This is a genomic window from Aeromicrobium sp. Leaf291, assembly GCF_001423365.1.
Taxonomy (GTDB): domain Bacteria; phylum Actinomycetota; class Actinomycetes; order Propionibacteriales; family Nocardioidaceae; genus Aeromicrobium.
In genome coordinates this window covers 1,744,426-1,764,153 of the sequence record NZ_LMNM01000001.1, presented here as the reverse complement: position 1 = coordinate 1,764,153, position 19,728 = coordinate 1,744,426, and the positions used below count along the sequence as shown (strand labels likewise).

Genomic DNA, 19,728 nt, shown 5'->3' with positions numbered 1-19,728 from the left:
ACGTGCTCGCTCAGGGGTGCTCGACGTCGCCCCGCCAGGCGCCGGTCTCCTGGCCGCCCCGGGACTCGATGAACTTCTTGAAGTTCCGCAGGTCGCCCTGCGTGCGGCGCTCGAGGATGCCGGTCTTGTCAGCCACCTTCTCCACGAAGCCCTCGGGATCGACGTCCATCTGCACCGTCACACGGGTGCTGGTGTCGCCGAGGCGGTGGAACGTCACGACGCCCGCGTGCTCAGGTCCGTCGTCGGAGCGCCAGGCGACCCGCTCGTCGGGGTGCTGCTCGGTGACGGTCGCGTCGAACTCACGCGTGACCGGTCCGACCTTGATCACCCAGTGCAGGTGCGTGTCGTCCCGCTGGTCGATGCGCTCGACGCCCTCCATGAACTGCGGGAAGTCCTCGAACTGCGTCCACTGGTCGTAGGCGGTGGTGACGTCCACGTCGACGTCGATGGTCTCGGTGATGGTGCTCATGGGTGTCCTTTCGCAGACTGCCCATGACCTACCCGGTGCCGGGCCCCCCGAAACGCTCCCGTGGAAGCGCCCCGGTCCACGGCACGGTCCGCGTCAGGTCAGCAGGCTCACGCCGCCGGGTCCGACGAGCAGCGCCACGACGATCAGCACCGCGCCCCAGAGGATGTCGCCGCGCACGATGCGCAGCACGCCGATGATGCCGATGACCACGGCGGCGATCCACAAGATGGTGTCCCACATGATGGTGCTCCTTCCCGCCCGGTCCGCGCTGGACCGGTCGTTCCCGTCAACGTAGGACCGGGCGGCCGGGCGCGCATCCGGAGCGATCTTCCGGAGATGGGAGGATGGGACGGTGCGCGCCATGGTCCTCGACACTGTCCGTGCGTCTCCGGACGTGCGGGACGTCGCACGTCCGGTGGCGCCCGACGGCGGGGTCGTCGTCGAGGTTCGTGCCACCGGGCTGTGCCGCAGCGACTGGCACGCCTGGGCCGGGCACGAGGACCTCGCGTTCCCCCACGTCCCGGGGCACGAGCTCGCCGGTGTCGTGAGCGAGGTCGGGACGGGCGTGGTCGGCTGGGCGGTCGGCGACCGGGTCACCACGCCCTTCGTGTGCGGGTGCGGACACTGCGACTGGTGCCGAGCCGGCGATGCCCAGGTGTGCCCCGCCCAGCAGCAGCCCGGCTTCACGCACTGGGGGTCGTTCGCCCAGCACGTCGCCCTGCACGCGGCCGACACGAACCTCGTCGCCGTGCCCGACGACGTCGAGTTCGCGACCGCCGCCGCCCTGGGCTGCCGGTTCGCGACCGCCTACCGGGCTCTCGTCGCCCGGGCGCGCCTGCGTGAGGGCGAGTGGGTCACGGTGGTCGGTGCCGGCGGCGTCGGCCTGAGCGCCGTCATGGTCGCGCACGCCCTGGGTGCGCGCGTCGTGGCCGTCGACCGCAACCCCGAGGCCCTGGCCGTCGCCGCCCGTCTGGGCGCCGAGCACACCGTGACGGCCGACGACGACGTGCCCGCCACGGTCGCCGACCTGACCGGCGGCGGGTCCCACGTCGCCATGGACGCGGTGGGGAGCGAGCAGACGAGCGCGACGTCGCTGCTGAGCCTGCGGCGTCGGGGCCGGATGGTCCAGGTCGGTCTGCTGCCCGGCGTCGCGGGACATCCGCGCGTCCCGCTGGAGCGGGCCATCGCCTGGGAGCTCGACGTCCTCGGCAGCCACGGCATGGCCGCCGTCGACTATCCGCCGATGATGGAGCTGGTGGCGAGCGGACGACTGCGCCCCGACCTGCTGGTGGAGCGCACCATCGGCCTGCAGGCCGCCGCCGCCCTGCTGCCCACCTTCGACCAGGCGTCCGTGGCCGGGATGACGATGATCGACCCGTGGTTGCACGAGTGAGCTGATCGGCTCGCGTCGCGCGACGTCACCGCGAGCCGTGCTCGGCCCACCACCGGGACGTCGCTGCCTCGGCCTCGGCGTCGTGGATTCGCTGGAAGTTGCGGCCGCCGCGAGCGAAGGTGGCGGGCACCGCGGCGGGGACGTCCGACCACGGCACGGGCGCGTCCGACCACCGGCAGGAGCGGACGTGCTGGAGGTCCGCCGCTGCCGCTGCAGGCGCTTCGTCGAAGCGCCACTCCCCCTCGATCCGGCCCAGCCACAGATCCGCGTCGTCGTCGCGTGTCCAGACGAAGTCGCCGACGGGCAGGGCGGCGAAGCGCTCCAGACGGGCGGCGACACGCTCACCGTGCTGCTGCTCGACCCGCCCGATCGCCTCGTCGAGGTCCGCGGGAGCGACGTCGAGTCGACCGCCCAGGCCGACGACACCACGCCGCAGCGCGTGCTCGACGGCTGCGGCGTGGTCGACGGTGTCGTCGCGCGAGCGCAGCGGCGCCCGGTGGACGGCGGGGTGGACGGGACTCAGGTGCCGACCTCGGTCAGCCGAGCACGGAGGCGGCGTCGACGTCGCCGTCGGCGGCCTCGATGGCCTCGGCGAGTGCGGTCACGTGCTGGTCCTCCAGCGTCACCTCGGCCTCGCCCAGGCCCTTGCGCAGCTCCGTCTCGACGGTGCCCTCGGGGGCACCGTCCTGGTAGGCGCCCACGCGGTCGACGACGTTCTGGACAGCTTCGAGCTTCTCGGGGGTCAGATCAGTCATGCCCTCGACGCTACGCACCGGCGGACGATCCGCAATCCGACCTCGGAGCGCACCGACCTCAGAGCGCACCGACGTCGGGCGCGGTGTCACCGAAGTACCGGTGGAGCTGCTCGTCGCGGTAGCGCGCGGACCACGTGTCGATGTGGCGGCGACCCCGTTCAGTCCTGCCCAGCACGCGGTACCGCACGGCGTTGCCGACCAGGGCGTTGACCGTGGCCCACGGCAGGCGCAGCGGCAGCCCGAGCTCGCGCATGCTCGCGGTGCCGAGGAACGGGCGGAGCATGCTGAGCAGCCGTCGGGGTGCGTACCAGCGGTGGAACCGGGCGAACCGGCGGTAGTGCAGGTGCGGCTGCGCATCGACGATGCTCTGCGTCAGCCTGCGCCCGGCGTCGGTGATGTCGTCCTGGCTCAGCAGCACGTGGTAGTTGAAGTGGTGCTGCTCGCGCTCGGTGTCGAACAGCCACGCCTCGTCCACGCCCAGCAGCCAGCCGATGTAGCGCCACAGGTGCATCACCGCTCGAGACTCGTCCTTGGAGACCGGCACGCCGAGCGCGCGCACGCCCAGCAGCAGCGCTCCCGAGAACAGCCCGAGCGTCGCGGCCTGGTCGGTCTGGTTGATCGGGGCGCCCCAGTGCCCGGTGTCCCAGCGGTCCCCCTCGGAGAAGCGCTGGTTCACGATCGCGTGCATGAGCCGGACGTGCACGGTGAGTCGCCAGCCGAGCGCTCCGGGGCGCATGGCGCCGGGCTGGGAGACGGCGATCGTCCAGTGCTGGGTCTCGGCCAGCCGCCGCACCGTCGTCTCGCCCGTCAGGCCACCGGTCGCGACGAGCAGGTCGGTGGGTCCGCCGAAGCGGTAGCCACCGATCAGCGACAGCTGCAGCAGCACGTCGCCCGCGTTGCGGCCGAACGTCCGGTAGACCCGCGCACCCTCCTCCAACAAGTCCCAGTCGACCCAGTCCGGCGTCGTGGAGACGAGGTCGAGGAGGTTGCGCAGCGCGGGGGGCGCCCCCTCCAGGTCCCCCTCGAGCGCGCGACGCAGCTGGTCGTGGGTCACGCGGTCCGCGCCCTTCGCACGGAACGCCGCGGCCAGCCGCGCTCCGGGGTCGTCGATGCGCAGGTAGCCCTCCCCGATGGACCGCAGGAGCGACTCGTCGACCTGACGCACCCGACCGAACACCCGCAGGGGGCGACCCATGCGAGCACCTCGCGCCTGGGCGGCCCGGTGCCGGGTGGGCACGGGTGCGCTGTCGGCGGGCGCGGGACGGGCAGGAACGGTGCCGGTCGGAGCTGAGGTCATGCACTGGAGCGTGACACGAGCAATTGCTCGCATACAATTCGCGTATGAGCCGACCACCCGAGACGCTGCGCAAGGCGCCCCGCCAGGACCGGTCGCGCCGGATGGTCGAGCGGATCCTCGAGGCTGCCAGGCTGGTCCTCGTCGAGGAGGGGTACGAGCGCGCGACCACCAATCGCATCGCCTCGCGTGCCGAGGTCAGCCCAGGCTCTCTCTACCAGTACTTCCCCGACAAGCAGGCGATCCTGGTGGCGGTCATCGACCGGTACTCCGCCGAGATCGGCGAGGAGCTCACCGCCGTGCTCGCCGACCGGCTAGACCTGCCGCCCGACCAGCTCGTCCGAGCGGCGTACGAGGGACTGCTCGACGTGCTGGAAGAACACCGCGAGTACCTGCGCCTGGTCACCCAGGAGCTGCCCCTCTCCCGCGTCGCCGGCCACGTCGGGCATGTCGAGCGTCGCGTCGCCGACCTCGTCGGGGCGTACCTGACGGTCTCCCGCACGCCCACGCCGCTGCCCACGTCAGCCTCGGCGTGGCTGCTGGTGCGCATGGTCGAGCACCTCAGCGTCGACTACGTGCTCCAGCGACCCGACATCGCTCGCGACGTGTTCGTCGAGGAGCTGGTGCACCTCACCGCGGCCCACCTCGCCGCCCGGCCGGCCACCGCGGTGCCCGCGGTGGCGGAGCCCGCCGGCGCGCGGCCCGACGGCACGGGACCCGCCGCCCGGAGCTGACGACCTGCCGACGTGAGCAATGCCTCACCCCCCGGGCGAGACAGGTGCGGACCCGGCCTGTTGGATGGGGCGAGCACACGTCGCCCAGCCCGGAAAGTTCGCATGAGCCGCATCTCCCGCAGGACCTTCGTCGCCGCCCCCACCGACCTCGTGTGGGAGCTCGCCCAGGACTTCGCCCGTTGGCACCCCCGCCTCAGCATCTACTCCGGAGGCCCGGAGGCGGACGCCGACCTGGTCGTCACGGTGCTGAGCCAGGACGACGAGACCCGCACGCTGTCGTACTCGATGCCGGAGCCGCCGTTCCCGATCTCCGAGCACCGCGCGACGATCGAGGTTCAGGAGGGCGCCGGCACCACGTGCTACGTCGAGTGGTCCGCGGAGTTCGAGTCCGACCCGGGCATCATCCACCTGCTGGAGGACCAGCTCGGCGACGACGTGTTCCGCCTCGCGCTCGACAAGCTGGCCACCGCCGCCCAGGACCAGCACGCCGCCAACGTCCTGGCCTGAGGGCCGCCCGAGGGCCTGCCTCAGGCCCGGACCAGACCCAGCACCTCGCGGGCCTGGTCGGTCAGGGCGCCGCCGGCGGCGCCGCGCGGGACGTCGGTGAGGAACCCCCGGCGCCGCGCCTCGGCGACGCGGTTCGTCCAGGTGCCGGCGCTGCCGCCCAGCGCCTCGGCCATCCGCTTCGACGGCGCACGCTCCCCGCGCTCGACGATCCGCGCGTACTCCAACGCGACGGCTGCGAGCGCGAGGTCGTCGCGCCCGAGCCGTCCCGATCGCTCCTGCAGCAACGCCTGCACGGTGGTGAGCGGCTCGGCGTCCTGGCCGGCGCTGCGGGTGGCCAGGCGTCGCGCCTCGGCCACGAGGGCGCCGAGCGGAAGCTCTCGCACGTCGTTGCCGGCGAACGACCGGTCGCCGGTCCCCCGCCGCACCACGAGCTCGCGCACCGACCACTGCCGATGACTGCCCTCGCGGTGCAGGCGCAGCCCGACCGACCACTCGTCGGCGACCCGCAGCGCGACGAGGCGCTCACCGTCGGCCGTCACGCCCACGGCGTGCTCGCGCGTCACGTCGTCGAGGAGCGTGCCGAGATCATCCATGCGCAGCACCGCCTGACTGATGGTGGTAGTCCCTTCACGGTACCACCGGACCCTGAGCCCACGCTCCCTTCGAGAGGGCGGTCGGTCAGCTCCGCCAGTCGCGGAAGCCCAGCACGATGAGGCGCATCTCGCGGCGGGCCTTGCGCTTGATCTCCTCCTCCAGGTCGGTGCGACCGTCGGGGGTCTGCACCACCTGCTCGGCGCGGTAGACCATGTTGCGGACGAAGAGCCCCGAGGCGAGCTTGACGTCCTCGGCCGACCACGTCTCGATGTGCGGGAGCCGCGCCAGCACCACGGCGAGCTCGGAGATGAACAGCTCGAGCTCACGCTGGATGGCCTGCCGCACGGCGTCGGAGCCGCTCGCACGCTCCCGGGCGACGAAGCCGAAGTGGGCCTTGTTCTGCTTGACCACCCGCACCAGGATCTCGGCCGACGCGTCGATGATGTCGGCGAAGGTCTCGGGGTCGCGCTGCGCGTCGCGGATCATCGCCCGCAGGGTCCCGAACGACTGCTCCACGAGCGCGAGCCCGAGCTCGTCCATCGACGCGAAGTGCCGGTAGAAGGCCGTCGGGACCACGCCGGCCTGGCGGGCGACCTGGCGCAGGCTGATCTGGGCGAAGCCCTGGTCGCGGCTCAGCTCGAGGGCGGCGGCAAGGATCGCGTCGCGCGTGCGCTCCTTCTGCGCCTGGCGCGTCGTCTCCGCACGGGGCGACGCGGCTCGTCCTGCTTCCGCCACGCCTGGAGTCTAGGCCGTGCCGCCGTCGTCCCCTCGGTGAACGCGTGTGTCGCCGTGTGCCAGGTCACCGACACGCCCTCTTGCCCTGCAGTGGTTCACACCCCCACACTTTGAGTGTACGCTTGTACACCGAACGACTTCGACTGGAGAGGAACCGCATGGGACTCGTCCGTTCCGCCCTCGCCTCCCGCGCCGTGGCCTCCTTGACGTCGCCCAAGTCCCTCGACCACTACCTCGACCAGGTCCATCCGCTGTGGACCGTCGAGGCCGTGCGCGCCCGGGTGGTCGAGGTGCGACGCGAGACCGGCGACGCCAGCACCGTGGTGCTGCGTCCCAACGGCGCCTGGAAGGGCTTCGTCCCCGGCCAGCACGTGCAGTTCGGCATCGAGGTCGACGGCACCCGCAGGGTCCGCGTGTTCTCCGTCTCCAGCTCCCAGACCGCGTCCGACGGCACCTTCAGCGTCTCCGTGAAGGCCCACCCCGACGGCTACGTCTCCCAGTTCCTGCACCGCGAGCTCCAGCCCCGCACCGTCGTCTACCTGTCGCAGGCCGAGGGCGAGTTCGTGCTCCCCGCCGAGGTGCCCGAGGACCTCCTGCTGCTGAGCGGCGGGTCCGGCATCACCCCGGTCATGTCGATGGCGCGCACGCTGCGCGACCGCGGGCACCGCGGCCGGGTCACCTTCCTGCACTACGCACGCTCGCGGGGCGACGAGATGTTCACCCCCGAGCTCGACCGCCTGGCCGCCGAGCTCCCCGGAGCCACCGTGGTCCGCGTCTACACGCGCGAGCCCGAGGTCGGGGCCGAGCTCGAGGGCCGCTTCGCACTCGACCACCTGCGTCGGCTCGACGTCGACCCGACGGTCGCCACCACCTTCTGCTGCGGGCCGGCCGGCCTGATCGCCACCGTCCGCGACACCTACGACGAGCTCGGCGCACGCGACCTGCTGCGCACCGAGTACTTCAAGGTCCCGTCCGTCGACCTCGACGCGGCCGACGCCACGGGCACCCTCAGCTTCGACGACGCCGGCACCAGCACCGACAACAGCGGCAGCACCATCCTCGAGCAGGCCGAGGCCGCCGGTCTCACGCCCGCCTTCGGCTGCCGCATGGGCGTCTGCAACACCTGCGCGGTCAAGAAGCTCAGCGGCGCCGTCCGCCACGTCGTCAGCGGCGAGGTCAGCGCCAACACCGACGAGACCATCAAGGTCTGCGTCAACGTCCCTGTCGGCGACGTCAGCGTCGCACTCTAAGGAAAGGGAGTCCCCATGTCTCGCAAGCGCACCCCGATCGCACCGTTCAGCGCCTCGGAGCACAACGCCGCACCGGAGCCGCTCGTCGGCGCCGACGCCTCCAAGCGGTCCACCATCGGCCTGGAGTACATGAGCTACGAGGAGCTGGAGGGGTTCGGCGAGGAGCTGGACGCCATCCGCCAGCGCACCCTCGACTCGCTCGGCCAGGCCGACGCCGACTACATCCGCCGGGTCATCCGCATCCAGCAGACGTTCGAGGTCCTCGGCCGCATCGGCATCTTCACGCCGTTCTTCTGGCCCACCTTCGTGGCCGGCATCGTGTTCCTCGGCCTCTCCAAGATCCTCGAGAACATGGAGATCGGCCACAACGTCATGCACGGCCAGTACGACTGGATGAACGACCCGCTGGTCGACGGCAAGCGCTACGAGTGGGACAACGTGGCACCGGCCGAGGACTGGAAGCACGGCCACAACTACATCCACCACACGTACACGAACATCCACGGCATGGACCGCGACATCGGCTACGGCCTGCTGCGGATCGACGACGACCAGCCCTGGTACCCGAACCACCGCTTCAACCTGCCGCTCGCCTTCGCGCTGATGCTCTTCTTCGAGTGGGGCGTGATGTACCACGGCCTCGAGCTCGACGAGTACCTCGGCGGCAAGATGACGAAGAAGGAGTTCCGCGACCGCAAGAGCCGCGCCGCGCGCAAGGCTCGCCGCCAGGTGCTCAAGGACTACGTGACCTACCCGGTCCTGGCCATCGCGCTCGTGCCGTTCGTCGGCTGGTGGGCCCCGCTCGCCGTCCTGGGCGCGAACTTCGCGGCCAACCTGATCCGCAACATCTGGACCTTCCTCATCATCTTCTGCGGCCACTTCCCCGCCGAGGTGCAGACCTTCGCCGAGGAGGACGCGCAGAACGAGACCCGCGGCCAGTGGTACCTGCGCCAGCTGCTGGGCTCGGCCAACATCAGCGGCAGCCGCGCCTTCCACGTGATGAGCGGCAACCTGAGCCACCAGATCGAGCACCACCTGTTCCCCGACATCCCGGCGCGCCGCTACCCCGAGGTCGCCCGCGAGATCCGCGCGATCTGCGAGAAGCACGGCCTGCAGTACAACAGCGGCCGGTTCAGCAAGCAGCTCGCGAGTGTCGCTCGCCAGCTCGCCGGCTTCTCGCGCAAGCCCGACGACCCCTACAAGCAGGGCAAGAGCCCGGAGTCCAAGGCCCTGCGTCGCGCCAAGCGCGAGGCCGCGCAGCAGCGCGAGTCCGAGCACGCGGCGGCCTGAGCGAGCCCCAGGTCCGCCACGAGACGACGCCCCGGCACCGCCCGGGGCGTCGTCGTGCGGCATCCCGGCGGTACGCCACAATGGACTCGACCGGACGACCCACCCTCGAGGAGACGGCCATGGCGATGAGCCGGCGCGAGATCGCGAAGGACGCCGTGCAGCAGGGCGTGGAGGCGGCGATCACCACGGGCGGGCGCATCAGCGCCATCCTGTTCGACACCGCGCGTCGCGTCACGACAGAGGTCGGGGCGTTCGGCACCGAGCTGTTCGAGATCACCGAGGCCAGCCGCCGCGCCGGGGAGGACCCCGACGACGGCGGACGCGTCACACCCACCCATCCGCAGGACCACTGAGGGCGAATCCCTTTCATGACCAGCTCCCCGACGTCCGGCTCCCCCACCTCCGAGCGTCGCCCCCGCGTCGCCGTCGTCGGTTCCGGCGTCTCCGGCCTCACCGCCGCCTACGTGCTGCGCAGCACCCACGACGTGACGCTCTTCGAGGCCGACGACCGCTTCGGTGGCCACGCGCACACCCACGCGCTCGAGGCCGACGGCACCACGCACCACGTCGACAGCGGCTTCATCGTGCACAACGACCGCACCTACCCGTTGCTGCGTCGCCTGTTCGCCGAGCTCGACGTCGACGTGCACCCCACCGAGATGTCCATGAGCATCCGGTGCGAGGGCTGTGGCCTGGAGTACGCGGGTGGCCGCAAGCTGCCCGGGCTGTTCGCCCAGCGTCGGCGCGCGTTCGACCCCACCTACCTCGCGATGCTGGCCGGCGTGAAGCGGTTCCAGCGCGCGGCACTGGCCCTGCTGGACTCCGAGCCCGACGCATCAGAGCCCCAGACGTACGGCGACTTCCTGACCGCGCACGGGTTCTCGCAGCACTTCGTGGCCCACTACGCCATCCCGGTCGTGTCGTGCGTCTGGTCGTCCGGCCAGGAGACGGCGCTGCAGTACCCGGCGCGCTACCTCTTCGCCTTCCTGCGCCACCACGGCTTCCTGTCCATCTCCGGCTCGCCGCAGTGGTTCACGGTCCAGGGCGGGTCGGGCTCCTACGTGCAGCGCGTGACGGCCGCCATCGGCGACGTCCGCGCCTCCACCCCCGTGCGTGCGATCTCGCGCAAGCCCGACGGCGTCGTCGTGCTCGACGCGTCCGGCACCGAGCACCAGGTCGACTCCGTCGTCATCGCCACGCACGCCGACGACGCACTGGCCCTGCTGACCGACCCCACCGACGAGGAGCGTCGCGTGCTCGGGGCGTTCACGTACTCCAACAACGAGACCGTCCTGCACCAGGACCCGAGCGTCCTCCCGCGCGCCGCCGACGCCCGCGCCGCGTGGAACTACCGGATGGACACGTGCAGCGGACGCGGCGACAGCACGGCGGTCACGTACTGGATGAACCGGCTGCAGGGCATCGAGAGCAGCAAGCCGTACCTCGTGAGCCTCAACTCCACGAGCCGCATCGACCCCACGTCGGTGCTGGCCACCATGCAGTACACCCACCCCGTGTACACGCCGACGTCGGTCGCGGCGCAGCAGGACCTCCCGTCGCTGTCCGGCGGGCGCACGGCCTTCGCCGGCGCGTACCACGGCTGGGGCTTCCACGAGGACGGCTGCCGCTCCGGCGTCGAGGCGGCGCGATCGCTCGGGGCGAGCTGGTGACCACCCCCCTCGAAGACACCTCCTCGAGCACCGGTGCCGGCTCGGCGGGCCTGCCCGCCGTCCCCGCACTCGTCGTGGGCGCGGTCTCGCACACCCGGCGCGTGCCCGTCCGACACCGGTTCAGGTACCGCATGTACCAGTGGCTGGTCGACGTCGACGACCTGCCGCGTCTGCCTCGCTGGCTGCGACCCTTCTCCACCTTCCGGGCGGCCGACCACATCGGCGACCCCGACCGCACGCTGCGCGAGAACGTCGAGACGTTCTGCCGCGAGCAGGGCCTCGACGCGACCGGCCGACGCATCCTCATGCTGGCCAACGCACGCACGCTCGGGCACGTCTTCGACCCGCTGACGGTCTTCTGGGTGCTCGACGGCGACCGCACGGAGGCCATCGTGGCCGAGGTGCACAACACCTACGGCGAGCGGCACGCCTACTTCCTGAGGCCCGACCCGCAAGGCCGCACGAGCACCGACAAGGCGTTCTACGTCTCCCCCTTCTTCACGGTCGCCGGCCGCTACGACCTGCAGTTCCGCCTGCAGGCCGAGGCCGTGGCCAGCACCGTCATCCTGCGCCAGTCGCCGTCCGACGACGGCTCACCCGCCACGACGCCCGGCGAGGCCGTCTTCAGCGCCACGTTCCGCGGCGAGCCCCGACCCGTCACCGCGGGCCGGCTCGCGCGCCTGCTCGTCTCCATGCCGTTCATGACCCATCGGGTGAGCCTGCTGATCCGAATCCATGGTGTGTGGCTCTGGCTGCGCCGACTCCCGGTCGTCCCGCGACCGGCTCACGAACCCCAGAAAGGCACGACCCGATGACCGACACCCTTGCCACCCGCTGGCCCGGCGTCGCGCAGACACCGCGCACCCCCTTCAAGGCACGTGTGGCCAAGGCTGTGGTGCGGCCCGCCATCAACACGCTCCCCGTCCGTCTGACGTTCCCCGACGGCACCGCCTGGGGCGCCGGCGGCGCAGCCGCACCCGAGATGCAGATCCGCCGACCCGCGGCCTTCTTCAGCCGGCTCGGCCACGACACCAAGATCGGCTTCGGCGAGGCCTACATGGCCGGCGACTGGACCGAGGGCCCCGACACCGACCTGGCCGACCTGCTCACGCCGTTCGCCGAGCGCCTCACCACGATCGTGCCGCCGGCACTGCAGAAGCTGCGCGCGCTCGTCGATCGCCAGCTGCCCCAGCACGAGCGGAACACCAAGGAAGGCTCTCGCTCCAACATCGAGCGCCACTACGACCTCTCCAACGACCTGTTCCAGCGCTTCCTCGACCCGTCGATGACGTACTCGGCCGCGTGGTTCGAGAGCCCCGACGAGTCGCTCGAGCGCGCTCAGCAGCGCAAGCTCGACGGCATCCTCGACCAGGCCGGCGTCGGCGAGGGCACGCGGGTGCTCGAGATCGGCAGCGGCTGGGGCTCGCTGGCCATCCGCGCTGCGCAGCGCGGCGCACAGGTCACGACGATCACGATCTCCAGCGAGCAGGCCGCCCTGGCCCGCGAGCACTTCGAGGCGGCAGGGGTGTCCGACCGCATCGACCTGCGCCTGCAGGACTACCGCGACGTCACGGGCGAGTTCGACGCCGTGGTCAGCTGCGAGATGATCGAGGCCGTGGGCGAGGAGTACTGGCCCACGTACTTCGCCAAGATCGACGAGGTGCTCGCCCCCGGCGGCAAGGTCTCGATCCAGGCCATCACGATGGCGCACCACCGCTACCTGACGACGCGCAACTCCTACGGGTGGATCCAGAAGTACATCTTCCCCGGCGGTCTCATCCCCTCCCCCGAGGCGATCGACCTCTCGCTCGCGAACCACACCCGCGGGCTCGAGGTCACCGAGCGCCGATCCCTCGGCCAGGACTACGCCCGCACGCTGCGCCGCTGGCGCGACGACTTCGACCGCAACTGGGCCGACATCGCGACGTTCGGCTTCGACGAGACCTTCCGGCGTCTGTGGGACTTCTACCTCGCGTACTGCGAGGCGGGCTTCGCCGCCGGGTACCTCGACGTCTTCCAGCTGCGCATGGAGCGCACCGCCTGACCTTCTTCGTCACACTCGACCCACCCATCCTCCGGGTCGGCGGCGGCGAACTCCTGATGAGGGAAACATCCCGCGTAGCGTCAGGAGGGCATCGTGGCGAGCACCAGCCGACTTCCGGATCCGATCCAGGAATCGTACGAGTGGCAGCACGCGGGAGCGTGCCGTGGCGTGGACACGGAGACGTTCTTCCCGCCGGAGACGGAGCGCGGGCCGCGCCGACGTCGGCGCGAGGCCGCGGCGAAGGCGCTGTGCGCGACGTGTCCCGTGGTCCAGCAGTGCCTCGACCACGCGCTCTCGGTGCGCGAGCCGTTCGGCGTGTGGGGCGGGCTCAACCAGACCGAGCGCGAGCACCTGCTGCGCGCGGCAGGCTGAGCCGGGTCAGAGCTCGCCCGTCTTCGGCCAGGGGTTGGCCTTGCATCCCTGCAGGCCCTTCGACTGCTGCTGCATGACCGGGGCCGCCTTGCCCTTGCCCGGGCAGCGCGCGTGACCCTTGCCGAGGAAGTGTCCGACCTCGTGGTTCACCACCATGTGCCGGTAGTCGCGGATCGAGCGCCGGGCCTTCGACCACACCGACGTGCCCTTGTTCCAGCGCGTCTCGTTGATGATGACGTTGCGCCCGACCCGGCAGCTGTACGTGGAGCTGCAGCCCGAGGAGTACGACGGCACGCGGGAGGCCTTCGCGAGGACAAGGGTGAACGACCCGCCCTTCGAGACCTCCTTGAACCGGATGCCTCCACCGCGCCAGCCGCGTGCGTCGGCCAACGTCTGAGCGGCCTGGGTGCGGAACGTGGACAGGCTCGCCTTCGAGCCGTTGCGCCTCACCGAGTAGGTGATCGTGCGTCGCACGTCGCGCCGGTGCTTGACCAGGCCCGTCGAGAGCGAGGCCGCCCAGCGCGTCTGGTGGTAGCGCTTGGAGGCGGTCACCCGCACCGCCAGCCGGTGGCCGACGTCGCCGGGCTTGATCGTGTACGTGCGCCGGGTGGCACCGGCGACCGGCTTGCGGTCGCGGTACCAGCGGTAGCGCAGCGTGACTCCCCCGGTGCTCCACCGTCCCGCCGAGGCGGTCAGGGTCTTGCCGTAGCGGCGGGTGCCCGAGACGACAGGCCGGGCGCGCGAGACCAGCAGGGCCGGACCGACCGTGGTCGGTGCCGTGGTCGTGACGGCGTCGTCGAGCTCCGGGCTCGAGGCGGTGACCCGCACCGAGACCGCGCGGGCGTGGTCGGCAGCACCCAGGCGGTAGGTGGCGGCGGTCGCCCCGCCGATCGGGGCACCGTCGCGCAGCCACTGGTACGCGACGGAGGCGTCGGTGGGGCTCCACGTGCCCGGTGAGGCGGTGAGGGTCGAGCCGTAGCGCGACGTGCCCGTCACCACGGGCGGCTCGACCGGCACCACCGCGGTCGCCGCCGGCGGCTCTGGGACCTCGTCGGCCAGCGCAGGCCCCGACGTGGCGCCGAGGACCGTGGCCACGAGGGCGAGCAGCAGCGCGGCCACCACGGAGCGGACCGCACCTCGGCGCGACGTCGCCCGACCATGGGTCGTGACCGCGTCGGTTCCCGGCCCCCCGTCCGTCCCCAGCACCGTGGTCACTCCCAGAAGATCCGTTCGACGACCTGCCGTGCGTGCCGGGTGGCGCGCAGGTAGTCGTCGATCATGCGTTCGCTGTGCTGCTGACCGTATCCCAGCAGGTGCGCCACGCCTGCCCTTTCGTCGGACTGCTCCACCATGGACTCGGCGGGCTTGGCACGCATGAGGACGACGGCGTTGCGCAGCCGGCTCACCAGCTGCCAGGCGCGGCGCAGCACCTCGGCGTCCTCGGCCGTCACCAGGTCCGCCTCGGCGGCCGCCGACAGGGCGCCGAGCGTCGACGTCGTGCGCAGGCCCGGGACGGCGTGGGCGTGCTGCAGCTGCAACAGCTGCACCGTCCACTCGACGTCGGCGATGCCGCCGCGTCCGAGCTTCAGGTGGGTCTTGGGGTTCGCGCCCCGGGGCAGCCGCTCCGACTCGACCCGCGCCTTGATCCGGCGGATCTCGCGGACCTCGGCCTCGGACATGCCCTGCTCCGGCCACCGCAGCGGGTTGACGAGCTCGGTGAACCGCTCGCAGAGCTCCGGGTCGCCGACGCTCGCCCGCGCACGCAACAACGCCTGCGCCTCCCACACGGCCGAGTACTTCTCGTAGTAGGAGACGTACGCGGCGAACGAGCGCACCAGCGGTCCGTTGCGACCGTCGGGCCTGAGGTCGGCGTCGACCTCCAGCGGCGGGTCGTCCCCCGGGGTCGAGAGGACCTTGCGCAGCGTGGTCGCGACCGCAGTCGCCGCAGCCGCCGCCTCGCCGTCGTCGGCACCGGGTCGGGGCTCGTGCACGAACATGACGTCGGCGTCCGAGCCGTAGCCGGACTCCCGCCCCCCGAGCCGGCCCATCAGCACGATGGCCATGCGCGTGGGGAACGGGTCCTTGCCGGCCTCCTCGCGCTGCCGGGTCACGGCGTCGATGCAGGCCGCGAGCGCGGCCGCGAGGGTGGCCTCGGCGATGTCGGAGAGCGCCACGCCGACCTCGTCGACGTCGAGCCGGCCGAGCACGTCGGCGATCCCGACGCGGGAGAGCTCGCGACGACGGACCCGCCGCACGGCCTTGATGGCCTGCTCCGGCGTCGTGTGCCGACGGGCGGCCAGCTGCATCTCGCCGCGCAGACGCTCGCCGTCGCGCGGCACGAGCTCGTCGTCGTCGCCGAGCAGGGCGACCGAGTCCGGAGCTCGCTGGATGAGGTCGGACACGTAGCGGCTGGAGCCGACGACCGCGGCGAGCTGCTCGGCGCCCTCACCCTCGTCGCGCAGCTTGCGCAGGTACCAGTGGGACTCGCCGAGCGACTCGCTGATCCGCCGGAACGTGAGCAGGCCGGCGTCGGGGGACGGCGACTCGGCGAACCACTGCAGCATCGCCGGAAGCAGCGACCGCTGGATGGCGGCCCGCCGCGAGACCCCCGACGTGAGCGCCTGGATGTGGCCGAGCGCGCCCTTGGGGTCCACGAAGCCCAGAGCCATGAGCCGTGCCTGGGCGGCCTCCGGCGTGAGCCGCAGCCCTTCGTCCGGCAACGACGTGACCGCCTCCAGCAGCGGTTGGTAGAAGAGCTTCTCGTGCAGGCGCCGCACGAGGCGCTTGTGGGCGTTCCAGTCCTTCTCCAGGCCCTCGGCCGGGTTCTGGCGGTAGCCCATGGACCGGCCGAGGCGGCGCAGGTCCTCGAGGTCGTCGGGCACGACGTGGTTGCGGCGCAGCCGGTAGAGCTGGATGCGGTGCTCCAGGGTGCGCAGGAACTCGTAGGCGTCCTCCATGGCGGCACCGTCGCGCCGGCCCACGTAGCCGCCCTCGGTCAGCTCGCGCAGCGCCTCCAGCGTGGTGGGGCTGCGCAGCGACTCGTCGCCCCGCCCGTGCACGAGCTGGAGCAGCTGGACCGCGAACTCGACGTCGCGCAGGCCGCCCGCGCCCAGCTTGAGCTGGCGCTCGCGCTGCTGGGACGGGATGTTCTCGATCACGCGGGTGCGCATGGCACGGACCTCGCGCACGAAGTTCTCGCGCGTGCTCGCCTCCCACACTTTCGGCGACAGCGCGTCCAGGTAGGCCTGTCCGACCTCGGCGTCGCCGGCCGCGAACCGCGCCTTGAGCAGGGCCTGGAACTCCCACGTGGAGGCCCAGCGGTCGTAGTAGGCCACGTGGCTGCGCAAGGTCCTGCTCAGCGGGCCCTGGTTGCCCTCGGGCCGGAGGTTGGCGTCGACCTCCCAGAGGGTGCCCTCGCGCGTGTGGTCCGAGCAGAGGCGCATCATCGTCGACGCGAGCCGTGCGGCCACGCGTGAGGCGGTCTGCTCGTCCGCACCCTCCGCGGGCTCGTGCACGAAGATCACGTCGACGTCGCTCACGTAGTTGAGCTCGCGACCGCCGGTCTTGCCCATGGCGATCACGGCGAGCCGCACGCTGTCGGAGTCGGGCTCCTGCCGGCGCGCCAGGTCCAGCGCCGCACCCAGCGTGGCCACCGCGAGGTCCGCCAGCTCCCCGGCGGACTCCTCGAAGCCGGTGAGCGCGGTCAGGTCGCGGGCGGCGACGTGCAGCAGCTTGCGTCGGTACGCGACTCGCAGCTCGTCGGCGTCGGCCACCTCGCCCAGCTGCTCACGCATCGTCGCGAGGTCGAGGGGCACGGGCGACAGGCGGTCGGCGCCCAGGTCCTCGACGTGCTCGGGGTGGCGGGCCAGGAAGTCGCCGAGCGCCTCGCTCGTGCCCAGCACGATGAGCAGGCGCTGGCGCAGCTCGTCGTCGGCCCGCAGGGTCGTCAGCAGACGGTCGGTGCCCCACGCCTCGGCGATCGCGACGAGGGAGGAGAGCGCCGTGTCGGGACTGGCCACGGCCGCCACCTGCTCGACCAGGGCGTCGTCGATGCCCTCGAGGCGGGCCAGGTGCGCAGCCGCCGCAGCGCCGTCGAGGAAGCCGCGTCGGGCGAGGGCCAGCTCCGGGGACTCGGTGGACACGGCTGCAGGCTACGGCACGTGGTGCGACCCGCGGCTGCGCTGCCTAGCGGTGGTCGTGGACCTGCTGCCGCTTGCGGTCGACGTGGCCCTGTTGCTGCGCTGCCTGCGGTCGTCACGACTCACCGGTGCGCTGCCTCGGCCTTCGCTGGAGGCGGCCTCCGCAAGGCCTCGACCGGGGACGTGGGCGGGCGCCGGTCCGGGGGCGCGGGACTCATTTGGTGCCGGGGGTGGACCCACGATTCTTCCTTTGCGCGTGATCGGCGCAGGATTCTCCTTTCGCGCGTGCCCGCGGTGGATCCTCCACCGCACGAGCGCCCAGGCGGTGGAATCCACACCGCTCGGCGCCTGCGGTCGTCAGTGGTTGTCCCTTCGCGTGGAACGGTCCACGAGAAGGGAGAAGCCCTGACCACCCCCGACGCGCAGAAGGAGAATCGTGCGTCCAACCCCCAACCCCCAGCACCCGCCACAGCCAAGGACCCGGACCGCGTCCTGCGCCAGCCGCCCGGTCGAGGCCTCTTGGAAGCCGACCCCGGCGCGAGCCGAAGCAGCGCAGCAGCGAGCCGAAGCCCCCGCACGCGGCGCAGCAGCGAGCCGAAGCCCCCGCAAGCGGTCGCGTCTCCAGCCGGCCCGACGCGCCGACCTCAGAGCACGGGCAGCAGCCGGTCGATCTCGAACTGGGTGACCTGGGACCGGTAGGCCTCCCACTCCTGGCGCTTGTTGCGCAGGAAGAAGTCGAAGACGTGCTCGCCCAGGGTCTCGGCCGCGAGCTCGCTGTTCTCCATCTCGCGGATCGCCTCGTCCAGGTTGCGCGGCATGGGCGTGAGGCCCATCGCCTTGCGCTCACGGTCGGTCAGCGACCACACGTTGTCCTCGGTCTCGGGCGGCAGGCTCGAGCCGTTCTCGATGCCCTTGAGCCCGGCGGCGAGCACCAGGGCGTAGGTCAGGTAGGGGTTGCAGCCGGCGTCGATGCCGCGGTGCTCGACACGGGCGGACCCGCTCTTGTGCGGCTTGTACATCGGCACCCGCACGAGGGCGGAGCGGTTGTTGTGGCCCCAGCTCAGGTAGTTGGGCGCCTCGTAGCCGCTGGCCAGACGCTTGTAGGAGTTGACCCACTGGTTCGTGACGGCGGTGATCTCGGGGGTGTGCTCCAGGACCCCGGCGATGAAGGAGCGGCCCGTGGCACTGAGCTGGTACTCGGCCCCGGCCTCGTAGAAGGCGTTCTCGTCACCCTCGAACAGCGAGAGGTGCGTGTGCATCGCCGAGCCCGGGTGGTCCGTGAAGGGCTTGGGCATGAAGGAGGCCCACTTGCCCTGGCTGAGGGCCACCTCGCGCACGACGGTGCGGAAGGTCATGACGTTGTCGGCCGTGGAGAGGGCGTCGGCGTAGCGCAGGTCGATCTCCTGCTGGCCTGGTCCGCCCTCGTGGTGGCTGAACTCGACGCTGATGCCCATGTTCTCGAGCATCGTGATGACCTCGCGACGGAAGTCCTGTCCCCCGCCCTGGGCGGTGTGGTCGAAGTACCCGGAGTCGTCGACCGGCACGGGCCTGCCGCCGACGTCGGGCTTGCCTCGGAAGACGTAGAACTCGATCTCGGGGTGCGTGTAGAAGGTGAAGCCCGCCTCGGACGCCTTGTGCAAGGTGCGCTTGAGCACGTGCCGCGGGTCGGCGAACGAAGCGCTGCCGTCGGGCATCGCGATGTCGCAGAACATGCGCGCGGTCGCGGGGGCCTCGCCCCGCCACGGCAGGATCTGGAACGTCGACGGATCGGGCTTGAGGAGCATGTCGGCCTCGTGCACCCGGGCGAAGCCCTGGATGGCCGACCCGTCGAAGCCGATGCCCTCGGCGAACGCACCCTCGAGCTCGGCGGGAGCGATCGCGACGGACTTGAGCGACCCGAGGACGTCGGTGAACCAGAGCCGCACGAAGCGGACGTCGCGCTCCTCGAGCGCCCGGAGGACGAAGTCTTCCTGCTTACCCATGGGGCTGAGTCTCGCACGGGTCGTGTTACGGCGATGTTACGTGGCCGACGCGCCTCACGGGGCGGGTGACGACGTGCCCTCGACCATCCGTCCGCGGACGTACTGCCACCCCTCGTCGCCGCGCACGAAGCGGCTGACCTCGTGGAGCACGCCGAGCCCGGCCTCACGATCGGTCCCGCCCCACGCCGCGCGGAACTCGACGACACCGAAGGAGTCGTCGGGCCCACCAGCCTCGGTGCGAAGCACCTCCAGCCCGGTCCACACGAGGGCCGGGTCGTGGTCGATGCGCGCCGGCCGGGTCGTGGGGTGCCACGTGCGCAGCAGGTAGCCGCCGTCGCCGAGCACGTAGGCGGTGTAGCGCGACCGCATCAGCCGCTCGGCCGTCAGTGCCGCACCACCGGCGAGGAACGGCCCGCAGCACGTCGCGTAGGCGTCGCCGGTGCCGCACGGACAGGTCCTGGCCATGGCTCCATCATGGTCGGTCGAGCCCTAGGCTGGCC

Annotated in this window: 21 protein-coding genes; 10 read left to right on the top strand and 11 right to left on the bottom strand. The window is 71.7% G+C overall.

Annotated elements, in window-relative coordinates; translation table 11 throughout:
• Positions 1–10: 10 nt before the first annotated feature.
• Both ASF35_RS08755 and ASF35_RS18330 read right to left on the bottom strand, forming a co-directional pair.
• The gene (locus tag ASF35_RS08755) at positions 11–469 is read right to left on the bottom strand and encodes an SRPBCC family protein (protein WP_055965594.1); all 459 of its coding nucleotides are present in this window, start codon (positions 467–469) and stop codon (positions 11–13) included.
• 93 nt (positions 470–562) lie between these two features.
• Positions 563–709, bottom strand: a complete 147-nt coding sequence (locus tag ASF35_RS18330; RefSeq protein ID WP_164468781.1) for a GPGG-motif small membrane protein — start codon at positions 707–709, stop codon at positions 563–565.
• Positions 710–830: 121 nt separating this feature from the next.
• On the opposite strand from ASF35_RS18330, the gene ASF35_RS08750 reads away from it, so the two are divergent.
• Positions 831–1,862 (top strand): zinc-binding dehydrogenase, encoded by a 1,032-nt coding sequence (locus ASF35_RS08750; protein ID WP_200931735.1) that lies wholly within the window; start codon positions 831–833, stop codon positions 1,860–1,862.
• A gap of 25 nt (positions 1,863–1,887) precedes the next feature.
• Here ASF35_RS08750 and ASF35_RS18510 read toward each other — a convergent pair whose 3' ends face one another.
• From ASF35_RS18510 to ASF35_RS08735, 3 genes are all read right to left on the bottom strand, one after another.
• Positions 1,888–2,019, bottom strand: a complete 132-nt coding sequence (locus ASF35_RS18510) for a hypothetical protein (protein ID WP_255354059.1) — start codon at positions 2,017–2,019, stop codon at positions 1,888–1,890.
• Positions 2,020–2,398: 379 nt separating this feature from the next.
• Complete coding sequence (locus tag ASF35_RS08740; protein ID WP_055965587.1) at positions 2,399–2,617, bottom strand: hypothetical protein; 219 nt, start codon at positions 2,615–2,617, stop codon at positions 2,399–2,401.
• A 58-nt stretch (positions 2,618–2,675) separates the two neighbouring features.
• Positions 2,676–3,914, bottom strand: a complete 1,239-nt coding sequence (locus ASF35_RS08735) for an oxygenase MpaB family protein (protein WP_055965585.1) — start codon at positions 3,912–3,914, stop codon at positions 2,676–2,678.
• Positions 3,915–3,958: 44 nt separating this feature from the next.
• Between ASF35_RS08735 and ASF35_RS08730 the strand changes: the two genes are divergently transcribed.
• Together ASF35_RS08730 and ASF35_RS08725 are read left to right on the top strand one after the other, a co-directional pair.
• Positions 3,959–4,645 carry a TetR/AcrR family transcriptional regulator gene (locus ASF35_RS08730; RefSeq protein ID WP_055965583.1) on the top strand — a complete coding sequence of 229 codons (687 nt, stop codon included), beginning with the start codon at positions 3,959–3,961 and terminating at the stop codon, positions 4,643–4,645.
• A 102-nt stretch (positions 4,646–4,747) separates the two neighbouring features.
• Entirely contained in the window at positions 4,748–5,152 is a 405-nt protein-coding gene (locus ASF35_RS08725) for an SRPBCC family protein (RefSeq protein WP_055965581.1), read from the top strand.
• A gap of 20 nt (positions 5,153–5,172) precedes the next feature.
• On the opposite strand, the gene ASF35_RS08720 is transcribed toward ASF35_RS08725, so the two are convergent.
• Together ASF35_RS08720 and ASF35_RS08715 are read right to left on the bottom strand one after the other, a co-directional pair.
• The gene (locus ASF35_RS08720; RefSeq protein WP_156364831.1) at positions 5,173–5,745 is read right to left on the bottom strand and encodes a hypothetical protein; all 573 of its coding nucleotides are present in this window, start codon (positions 5,743–5,745) and stop codon (positions 5,173–5,175) included.
• An 85-nt stretch (positions 5,746–5,830) separates the two neighbouring features.
• Entirely contained in the window at positions 5,831–6,481 is a 651-nt protein-coding gene (locus ASF35_RS08715) for a TetR family transcriptional regulator (RefSeq protein ID WP_055965577.1), read from the bottom strand.
• Between the two features lie 158 nt (positions 6,482–6,639).
• Here ASF35_RS08715 and ASF35_RS08710 point away from each other — a divergent pair, with 158 nt between their 5' ends.
• The 7 genes from ASF35_RS08710 to ASF35_RS08680 all read left to right on the top strand — a co-directional run bounded on the left by ASF35_RS08710 (position 6,640) and on the right by ASF35_RS08680 (position 13,107).
• A complete protein-coding gene (locus ASF35_RS08710) occupies positions 6,640–7,731 on the top strand; it encodes a ferredoxin reductase (protein ID WP_055965575.1) in 1,092 nt (363 codons plus the stop codon).
• A gap of 15 nt (positions 7,732–7,746) precedes the next feature.
• Complete coding sequence (locus ASF35_RS08705) at positions 7,747–9,021, top strand: acyl-CoA desaturase (protein WP_082481978.1); 1,275 nt, start codon at positions 7,747–7,749, stop codon at positions 9,019–9,021.
• Between the two features lie 119 nt (positions 9,022–9,140).
• Complete coding sequence (locus tag ASF35_RS08700; RefSeq protein ID WP_056555481.1) at positions 9,141–9,374, top strand: hypothetical protein; 234 nt, start codon at positions 9,141–9,143, stop codon at positions 9,372–9,374.
• Positions 9,375–9,389: 15 nt separating this feature from the next.
• Positions 9,390–10,691 (top strand): NAD(P)/FAD-dependent oxidoreductase, encoded by a 1,302-nt coding sequence (locus ASF35_RS08695; protein WP_055965570.1) that lies wholly within the window; start codon positions 9,390–9,392, stop codon positions 10,689–10,691.
• Positions 10,688–11,506, top strand: a complete 819-nt coding sequence (locus ASF35_RS08690) for a DUF1365 domain-containing protein (RefSeq protein ID WP_235497663.1) — start codon at positions 10,688–10,690, stop codon at positions 11,504–11,506. The genes ASF35_RS08695 and ASF35_RS08690 overlap by 4 nt, the downstream gene beginning before the upstream one ends.
• Positions 11,503–12,735 (top strand): cyclopropane-fatty-acyl-phospholipid synthase family protein, encoded by a 1,233-nt coding sequence (locus tag ASF35_RS08685; protein WP_055965569.1) that lies wholly within the window; start codon positions 11,503–11,505, stop codon positions 12,733–12,735. Before ASF35_RS08690 ends, ASF35_RS08685 begins: the two co-directional genes overlap by 4 nt.
• Positions 12,736–12,828: 93 nt before the next feature.
• Entirely contained in the window at positions 12,829–13,107 is a 279-nt protein-coding gene (locus ASF35_RS08680; RefSeq protein ID WP_055965567.1) for a WhiB family transcriptional regulator, read from the top strand.
• 6 nt (positions 13,108–13,113) lie between these two features.
• Here the strand turns inward: ASF35_RS08680 and ASF35_RS08675 are convergent, their stop codons facing one another.
• From ASF35_RS08675 to ASF35_RS08660, 4 genes are all read right to left on the bottom strand, one after another.
• Positions 13,114–14,322, bottom strand: a complete 1,209-nt coding sequence (locus tag ASF35_RS08675) for a DUF3152 domain-containing protein (protein WP_055965565.1) — start codon at positions 14,320–14,322, stop codon at positions 13,114–13,116.
• Positions 14,319–17,249 carry a bifunctional [glutamine synthetase] adenylyltransferase/[glutamine synthetase]-adenylyl-L-tyrosine phosphorylase gene (locus ASF35_RS08670; RefSeq protein ID WP_055965563.1) on the bottom strand — a complete coding sequence of 977 codons (2,931 nt, stop codon included), beginning with the start codon at positions 17,247–17,249 and terminating at the stop codon, positions 14,319–14,321. The genes ASF35_RS08675 and ASF35_RS08670 overlap by 4 nt, the downstream gene beginning before the upstream one ends.
• A 641-nt stretch (positions 17,250–17,890) precedes the next feature.
• Positions 17,891–19,228, bottom strand: a complete 1,338-nt coding sequence (locus tag ASF35_RS08665) for a glutamine synthetase family protein (protein ID WP_055965561.1) — start codon at positions 19,226–19,228, stop codon at positions 17,891–17,893.
• A gap of 54 nt (positions 19,229–19,282) precedes the next feature.
• Positions 19,283–19,693, bottom strand: coding sequence for a YchJ family protein (locus tag ASF35_RS08660; RefSeq protein WP_055965558.1), 411 nt, complete (start codon positions 19,691–19,693; stop codon positions 19,283–19,285).
• Between the last annotated feature and the right edge of the window lie 35 nt (positions 19,694–19,728).